Here is an 8,589-nt window from a genome sequence, read left to right on the forward strand (position 1 = left end):
GCAAAAAGGACACAAACAAAAATACCAGGAGGCTATTTAAATGAATTATAACCAAAATGAAAAGATTGCTCAAATTACTTCTCAAACATTAATTGTAGGCGTTGATATTGCTAAATACAAGCATGTGGCAAGAGCACAAGACTTTAGAGGTTTAGAATTTTCGGCACCCTTTTATTTTGAAAATACAAATTCTAGCTTTAACTGTTTTATAGATTGGTTTAAAAATTTGATGGATCAAAACAAAATGGAAAAAGTGATCGTAGGAATGGAGCCGACAGGTCATTATTGGCTTAATTTAGCTCACTTCCTTAAGGAACATAATATTAAGTTTGTAGTCGTAAATCCTATGCACGTAAAGAAAAGTTAGGAGTTAGATGATAATTCTCCTACTAAAAATGACGTAAAGGATGCTAGAGTTATTGCACAGTTGGTCAAGGACGGGAGATATGCTGAACCTAATATTCCACAAGGAGTTTATGCAGAACTTCGAGTGGCTCGAAAAATACGCGATCTCTTATCTGTTGATCTTCAGGCAGTTAAGGACAAATCCATAACTGGATAGACCGCTTCTTTCCAGAATTCCTAACCGTTTTTAAAGATTGGGAAGGTAAGGCTGCAATACAACTTTTGAAGCTAAATTTACTACCACATGAATTAGTCAATCTCTCAGAACAAGAGATACTAGAACATCTTCGGAAAGTTGTTAAACGTGCAGTTGGACTCAGTAAAATAAAAGAACTAAAGCAGGTGGTAATGGTTTCAATTGGCATTCGTGAAGGTTCTAATATGGCGAAATTAGAGCTTCGCACGTTAATAGAAAAATATGAACTTATCATTGAAAAGTTCGAAGAACTAGAATCAAACATAGATCAACTTCTTGAACAGATTCCAGGTGTTGAACAAATGTTAGCCATCAAGGGAATAGGGAAAGACACTATTGCAGGATTTTTTTCTGAAGTTGGAGACTTAAGTTACTACTCCCACCCAAGGCAGATTATCAAATTAGCTGGGCTTAGTCTAAAGGAAAATACATCAGGTAAGCACAAGGGACAAACCAAAATTACGAAGAGAGGAAGGAAGACTTTAAGAGCTCTCCTCTTACGAGTTGCAATGCCTTTGGTGGCTAAGAACACTGCTTTTAAAGCATTACATGAGTATTTTACAACACGTCCAAATAAGCCTTTAAAGAAGATGCAATCGCTGATTGCAATATGTAATAAGCTTATACGAATTCTATTTACTATCGGTAAAAAGCAATGTGAATTTAGTGAAGAACGGATGATAAGTGACATTCCTCATATGTCGGTATTACAGGTAGCGGCTTAAATTCTCTATCGGTTTTGAAAATTAATTAGTAGGTTAATTGTTTTAAACATTTGAAGCACGGATTAGTCAGTAGAACAACTAAAGTAGGGCATGGACCCTGTCGGACAGCATGACTGACATCCACCTCATGGAAAGGTTGGACGAAGGAATTTTGGAGCAAAGACTCTGTGAGATATGGGAGGGTTGACCCCCATGAGAAATGTGGAGATCCACCAGTGCGACCATACTTTAACTAGTTATCCAACTTTTGGATAAGGTTGGTTTGGTTAACTATAGTTTTCTTTTTCACTTTGTCCCCAAAATTACCCTTTGGTACACTATTATTCCAATCCTCAAATGGATTATAAAACAAACTACTAAGAAATTTGGAGAAAACAAGAGAAATCGAGAGATTTCCCTTTCTATATAGAGGGAGTTTAGTTGAAAAAGGTATAGTATGAAATAGAGATAATTTACTTTAAATACGTAATTTAACAGACAGATATAAGGTGGTGTGAATTTGAACTTGATTTCAATTCTTTGTTTCATTGTTGGAACTCTGTTGATTTTTTCCTTTTTTAAATCCTTTAAAAAAGAAGCAAATTCAAGAGGAGAAATAACAAAGGGGATATTAGTAGTAATATTAGATGTCCTATCTGAACCGATTACAAGCGAAGGGCTTCGTATTTTTTTTGGTTTCATTTTTATTATAGTGGGATTTCTATTATTATAGGTGTCTTACTAAACTACCATGAAAATAAACTTCTCTAACCTCGAAAAAAGACAATACCAAAGAGAACCCGTCTCATGTGTTAAAAAAAAATTGAGAGAGCTGCAAATCATTGCTATGGATTGGTTGACTGGATTAAGGTCAGTATCAGTATTGACACATCCTAACCATTTTCATTCTCTGTGGTGAATCGTTGATTTTTTGCGATTCATGGGTGGCTAACGGGGGCGTTGATCCGTGAAGGATTATCGCTTTTTTTTATTGAAATTATTGAAGTAAAGGGGCAGGTTACTTGAAGAAGAGGGAATCGTTGACCTAGTGTAGAATATTTCCCTTGGAGAGTGATTTTATGAATGTTAGATTTTCGTTTGATTTAGATAAAAATGTTCCTAATGGACCAGCATACTCTGCTTACGAAAATGGTTATATAGAAGGTGCTTTAAACATTTATGTAAATGAAAAATTGTTTTTTGATGACCCATATATCAATCTTGCAGAGTTAGGAATCCAACTGGGTGAATGGTTACAAAAGATTCGCAGAGGTCTTAGAGAAGATATGAACTACGACACAATTGACCACGATGAGGCAATACTCAATTTCCTTTATGTTGGTAATGACTATTGGAGAATTTATTCAATTTGGCAGAAGTTTGAGACACACAAATATATTACCACAACTGTATTAGTTGAAGCGGTAACACACTACATAAAGGAATTAAATAAGGAACTTCACGAAATTGAGTACGTTGTTAAACTTGATGATTTCCTCCAATAATCCACTCCTAATCTAAATCAAAAAGAAAAAGTCCTTTTTCACTAACGTAGCGCAAGAGTTAAACAAAGGGTTGCGTTTAAACAGATATTCATAGAGGAGTTAGAATTATGCTTGAACTTGTTAAAGAAATATACTCACCAAGTAAGGAATATAAGGTTGAAATAAATAAACGTTTGAGAGATGGGTTATTAGAAATTGATGTTTATTCTTGGGATAGTGAATGGGAAACTTGGCTACCAAAGTCTACTGGCTTTTCGCTTACCGATAACATTGACAGTGCATTGGCAATTGCTAAGGAAAAACTGAAGGTTTGTTCAAGCGAGATAATTGAATAGAATGGTCAAATTGTGAAGGAATTCACTTAAGCTAACGGGTGCTTTAGTTTAATAACGAACTTCAACAATCGGGCGCTTTTCTTGAATAAGAAGGGGGCTTTTTGTAACGTCCCAACTCATTTTAGGAGAACTTTTTAAGAAGAAGAAAAGATTGTGATGTTTTTTTACTTAAACTAAAGGGGTGCGATTCTTCAAGATGGCATTCCCCAAAAAACAACTAATAAAAGTGCTTAAAGGGAGTAATTTATGTTTGAAACAATATATTGGCGGATATTCATCGATGTCACCTCAAAAGGAAAGGCACAAAAAGTAATAAACAGATTATCTAAAGTAATTGGAGAAATAAACACGGTAAAATTGGAGCCATATTGGAAGGATAAATCGAAGTACGAACTTGTTTGTGAAACCAAATTACTAATTGAAGAACCAGATAAGGCAGTGTTTTATGTACTTCAATTAGTTAACCAACTTGGACGAGAAATTAGTGTAATGGGTCCTAATATATACGATAAAGGTCAGGTGAAGTTCGAGGGTATCTGTTCATCTCCTACATTTGTAGGGCTTAGTTGGTTCCATTTTTATATCGATAATTCTGGATCCTTATTCAGCTAACTGTTGCTATAATTGAATAAGCATATGTATTTAATAAAGGGTAATAAAGGCTTAATATACAAGGTTTTATGCATAATTTGTATGTTAAGCCTTATTTACATTCAAAAAACATACAGCAATTAGCGACATTTCTAATTTGTCAAATACCCTCCACTAATTTTGGAAGTGTTAAAGCCGGTTGGAAATGGCGTTTAAAATAATCCTGCCCCAATTCGACCCCAATTAAATTAAAATGGATGGTTTTAACATAGAAATAAAAAAAGAAACCCTTGATATATCAGGGTTTCTAGTACGTCCCAGAGAGGATTCGAACCTCCGACCTACAGTTTAGGAAACTGTTGCTCTATCCTACTGAGCTACTAGGACTTAATAATAAGGAACGTTTATAATTATAATAAGTTAACTGAAAAAGGTCAATGATAAGTTCTTTTAAAAGGATATTTATGAATCACATCTGACTTTTCTCTTAAGATCAGCCATACGATCAGACTTAACATAATGAGCAAGCCTTCCATCGATAAAATGTACCAAGGATAAGGTCCGAGAAGATCCAATAAACTGGCACTTCCTGGCTTATGACTTAAAAACATATAATTGCCGCCAACCAGTTTATTAATTACCATAATAATAGGCATTAACCCATTTAAAAAAACAAACAGTTTCATCACTGACCATATCGTCGGACGATAGCCTTTTACCCATGTGAAATATAACGGCACCCAAATCGACATGATATGGGTATAAAAAAAATGGAAGTAGCGAAAATGCGGAAAATCATATTTTAGTGCTGGCGTTATGATTGCTTGGGATGCCCCTAATAAAGCTGTAAACAGAAGAATTTCATAGATTACTTTTTTTCTTGTCAGTAATAGAAGGATGGTAAGAATTAAGCTGATGCTACATAATTCTAAAGGGATGGCATGACTGACATTCCAACTGCCATTTATGATCATCCAAACATGATAAATAATTTCAATGGTAATTAGGGAAATGGCAATCCCTAATTCTGCTTTCCTCCTCTTTTCATCTTTCAATTGTTCCTTCATTAGATAAATAACCACTAAACCTAGTACGAGGATTCCAATAATGGCAAGATGGCTCATCGAAAACATCTCAAAATCAAAGTTTTTATTACTGCGGCCAAACCAGTCCAAAATATCACCACCTCCCTATTAATATTACCATTTAATTACAGTTTAATTAATACAGAAGATTTAGACAATTATCGCGTTGAAAGTGGTTTATTCTGCCTAATAAAGTCATATAAATTTGTGATATAATAGTTTGTCGAAGCTACTCGAAAGTAATAGGTAATGGAGGAAAATATGTCAACTTATACTCCGATGATGCAACAATATTTACAAGTCAAGGCAGAATATCAGGATGCCTTTTTATTTTTTCGCCTAGGAGATTTTTATGAAATGTTCTTCGATGATGCCATTAAAGCATCTCAAGAATTAGAAATCACCCTGACTAGCCGTGAAGGCGGAATGGAAAATCGCATCCCCATGTGCGGTGTTCCTTTTCACTCGGCAGCAGGATATATAGAAACGCTTGTTTCGAAGGGCTACAAGGTGGCTATTTGCGAACAAACAGAAGATCCAAAACAGGCAAAAGGGGTTGTCCGCAGGGAAGTGGTCCAACTCATCACCCCAGGAACGATGATGGAAGGCAAGGGGTTAGCTGATAAAGAAAATAATTATATCGCCTCTGTAACTGAATTTGAAGATAAAACCTTTGGTCTTGCTTATAACGATATTTCTACAGGGGAAAGCAGGGTTACATTGCTCTCTTCTCATTTTGATGAAGTTTTAAATGAACTTGCAGTATTAAGTGCAAAAGAAGTGGTGGTTGCAAGCCATTTTGATGCAGAACTGCAGAGGAAAATGAGGGAACGCGAAGTTTTGACGATTTCCTTTGAGGATCATAGTTCAATAGAATTGAATTTTGCACATCTTTTAGAGGGAATTAATCAGGAAAAATTAAAGCAGACTGCAGCAAGACTTTTCCATTATTTATTCCGCTCCCAAAAACGCAGTTTGGACCATTTACAGCCGGTTTCTACCTATCAAATTCAACAATTTATGAAAATAGATTATTATTCGAAGCGCAATTTGGAACTGACGGAAACCATTCGTTCAAAAGGCAAAAAGGGTTCATTATTATGGCTGTTAGATGAAACGAAGACGGCAATGGGCGGCAGAATGCTGAAATATTGGATTGACAGGCCGTTAATAAATCGTGAAGAAATCGAACACCGTCATAGTCTAGTTGAGATTTTTATGAATCATTATTTTGAACGGCAGGATCTTCGGGAAAAACTGACTGAAGTGTACGATTTGGAACGTTTAGCAGGAAGGGTTGCATTTGGGAATGTAAATGCTCGTGATTTAGTCCAGCTCAAGCGGTCATTATTGCAAATTCCGTTATTAAAACAAATTCTCCACAGTATCCAGGGTGATAAGATGACGGAGTTAGTGGATTTATTGGATCCATGTGAAGAGGTAACCGATCTATTGGAGCAGGCAATTGTTGAAAACCCGCCGCTTTCCTTAAAAGAAGGCAATATCATTCGTGATGGATACAATGAACAATTGGATCAATATCGGGATGCAAGCCGGAACGGGAAGACCTGGATTGCTCAACTCGAGAGGCAAGAGCGCGAAAAAACTGGAATTAAATCGTTGAAGGTAGGTTACAACCGGGTGTTTGGTTACTATATCGAAGTGACTAGAGCAAATTTGCACCTACTTCAAGAAGGTCAGTATGAGCGAAAACAAACATTAACTAATGCTGAGCGCTTTATTACTCCAGATTTGAAGGAAAAGGAAGCATTAATTTTACAAGCAGAAGAAAAAATCGGCGAATTGGAATACGAGTTATTCACGGAAATCCGTGAGATCGTGAAAGAATACATTCCGCGTCTTCAGGCACTAGCCAAAACTGTCAGTGAGTTGGATGTGCTGCAATGCTTTGCCCAAGTGAGTGAGGAACGCCGCTATGTGAAGCCGCTTTTCTCTTCTGAACGACAAATTATCGTAAAAGAAGGCCGTCATCCTGTTGTTGAAAATGTATTGAACGCGCAGGAATACGTACCAAACGACTGTATAATGGATAGCGATCGTGAAATTCTGTTAATCACAGGACCAAACATGTCTGGTAAAAGTACGTACATGCGGCAAATTGCTTTAACGGCAATTTTGGCACAAATCGGCTGCTATGTTCCGGCAACAGAGGCAGTCCTGCCAATTTTTGACCAAGTGTTTACCAGAATTGGGGCAGCTGACGATTTAATTGCCGGCCAAAGTACGTTCATGGTTGAGATGTTGGAAGCGAAAAATGCCATTGCCAATGCGACACAAAATAGTTTAATTTTATTTGATGAAATTGGACGCGGAACATCGACATATGACGGGATGGCCCTTGCTCAGGCAATTATTGAATATATTCACAACCGTATTGGTGCGAAAACCTTATTTTCAACCCACTACCATGAGTTAACCGTTTTGGAAGAAGAACTAAACAAGTTAAACAATATTCACGTCAGTGCAATTGAACATAACGGCAAGGTCGTTTTCCTTCATAAAATCAAAGAAGGACCGGCTGATAAGAGTTACGGAATTCATGTAGCTCAACTTGCAGAGCTGCCTATGGAACTCATTAATCGTGCTAATGAGATTTTAGCAACACTTGAACAACCGTCTTCTGTCCAAGTTCAAACCATTGTCAAAGAAGTCGCGGCTGTTTCGGAACAACCATCTCAGCTGTCCTTTTTTGACGAGCCAAAGGAACCGAAGAAGCACGAGCATTCATCAAAAGAGAAAAAGGTTCTCGAGAAAATCAAAGAGCTTGATTTGCTGGATGTAACGCCACTGCAAGCGATCAATATGCTATATGAACTGCAAAAAAAGTTAAAAGGTTAGGGGAATAAAAGGAGGCGGAATACATGGGGAAGATCATTCAATTAGATGATGCTTTATCCAATAAAATAGCGGCGGGAGAAGTAGTCGAACGCCCCGCCTCTGTTGTCAAAGAACTTGTGGAAAATTCGATTGATGCTGGCAGCACGGTGATTGAAATCGAGGTAGAGGAAGCAGGTCTAGCGAAAATCCGCATTACCGACAATGGCGACGGAATTGAAGAAGAAGATGTGTTAATCGCATTCCAACGGCATGCCACTTCCAAGATCAAAGATGAAAATGACTTGTTCCGTATTCGGACACTTGGATTCCGCGGTGAGGCATTGCCAAGTATTGCCTCGGTGTCCAGATTAGAAATGTCAACTTCGACTGGAGAAGGTGCTGGGAATCGGATAGTCATTGAAGGCGGTAAAGTAGATATTTTTGAAAAGGCACCGAGCAGACGCGGTACCGATATCGTCATAACCGATTTATTTTTTAATACTCCTGCCCGCTTAAAATACATGAAGACGATTCATACCGAACTCGGGAATATCACTGATGTGGTAAACCGGTTGGCTCTTTCTCATCCTGAAGTGGCGTTTCGGTTAATTCATAATGAACGGAAGCTATTGCAAACAAACGGGAACGGTGATGTGAGGCAAGTACTTGCGGCAATCTATGGAATGAGCATTGCTAAGCAGCTTGTTCCGATTTCCGGAAGTTCGCTTGATTACAAGATTAGTGGATTTGCTTCGATGCCGGAAGTGACTAGGGCATCTCGTAACTATATTTCGACCATGATCAACGGCCGCTTCATTAAAAATTACTCATTGGCAAAAGCGATTCAGGAAGGGTATCACACTTTGCTGCCGATTGGCAGATTCCCGATAGTTTATTTAAATATTGAAATGGATCCGCTCTTGGTAGATG

The 8,589-nt window shown here is 37.5% G+C and carries 7 protein-coding genes, 1 tRNA gene and 1 pseudogene; 7 read left to right on the top strand and 2 right to left on the bottom strand.

Features of this window, described 5'->3' with window-relative positions; translation table 11 throughout:
• Window positions 1-40 precede the first annotated feature (40 nt).
• From V7083_RS20445 to V7083_RS20465, 5 genes and pseudogenes are all read left to right on the top strand, one after another.
• Window positions 41-1,326: pseudogene (locus V7083_RS20445) on the top strand (IS110 family transposase).
• Between the two features lie 499 nt (window positions 1,327-1,825).
• Window positions 1,826-2,038 carry a hypothetical protein gene (locus tag V7083_RS20450; protein WP_335481389.1) on the top strand — a complete coding sequence of 71 codons (213 nt, stop codon included), beginning with the start codon at window positions 1,826-1,828 and terminating at the stop codon, window positions 2,036-2,038.
• Window positions 2,039-2,384: 346 nt separating this feature from the next.
• Entirely contained in the window at window positions 2,385-2,810 is a 426-nt protein-coding gene (locus V7083_RS20455) for a DUF7878 domain-containing protein (RefSeq protein ID WP_335481391.1), read from the top strand.
• A gap of 107 nt (window positions 2,811-2,917) precedes the next feature.
• The gene (locus V7083_RS20460) at window positions 2,918-3,145 is read left to right on the top strand and encodes a hypothetical protein (protein ID WP_335481393.1); all 228 of its coding nucleotides are present in this window, start codon (window positions 2,918-2,920) and stop codon (window positions 3,143-3,145) included.
• Between the two features lie 246 nt (window positions 3,146-3,391).
• On the top strand, window positions 3,392-3,757 hold the full coding sequence (locus V7083_RS20465; RefSeq protein ID WP_335481395.1) for a hypothetical protein: 366 nt from the start codon (window positions 3,392-3,394) through the stop codon (window positions 3,755-3,757).
• Between the two features lie 292 nt (window positions 3,758-4,049).
• Here V7083_RS20465 and V7083_RS20470 read toward each other — a convergent pair.
• Together V7083_RS20470 and V7083_RS20475 are read right to left on the bottom strand one after the other, a co-directional pair.
• A tRNA-Arg gene (locus tag V7083_RS20470) sits at window positions 4,050-4,123 on the bottom strand.
• Window positions 4,124-4,170: 47 nt separating this feature from the next.
• Window positions 4,171-4,911 (bottom strand): YwaF family protein, encoded by a 741-nt coding sequence (locus V7083_RS20475; protein ID WP_335481397.1) that lies wholly within the window; start codon window positions 4,909-4,911, stop codon window positions 4,171-4,173.
• Between the two features lie 171 nt (window positions 4,912-5,082).
• Here V7083_RS20475 and mutS point away from each other — a divergent pair, with 171 nt between their 5' ends.
• Window positions 5,083-7,680 (top strand): DNA mismatch repair protein MutS, encoded by a 2,598-nt coding sequence (mutS, locus tag V7083_RS20480; RefSeq protein ID WP_335481399.1) that lies wholly within the window; start codon window positions 5,083-5,085, stop codon window positions 7,678-7,680.
• Window positions 7,681-7,703: 23 nt separating this feature from the next.
• The coding region (gene mutL, locus V7083_RS20485; RefSeq protein WP_335481401.1) for a DNA mismatch repair endonuclease MutL at window positions 7,704-8,589 on the top strand (886 nt) is incomplete at its 3' end.

It is taken from the genome of Bacillus sp. JJ1764, assembly GCF_036962145.1.
Lineage (GTDB): Bacteria > Bacillota > Bacilli > Bacillales > Cytobacillaceae > Neobacillus.

What these genes read in the sequence shown, in the direction of transcription:
- V7083_RS20460 (WP_335481393.1), top strand. Translation starts at nt 2,918, where the DNA reads ATGCTTGAACTTGTTAAAGAAATATACTCACCAAGTAAGGAATATAAG.
- V7083_RS20455 (WP_335481391.1), top strand. Translation starts at nt 2,385, where the DNA reads ATGAATGTTAGATTTTCGTTTGATTTAGATAAAAATGTTCCTAATGGA.
- V7083_RS20465 (WP_335481395.1), top strand. Translation starts at nt 3,392, where the DNA reads ATGTTTGAAACAATATATTGGCGGATATTCATCGATGTCACCTCAAAA.
- mutS (WP_335481399.1), top strand. Translation starts at nt 5,083, where the DNA reads ATGTCAACTTATACTCCGATGATGCAACAATATTTACAAGTCAAGGCA.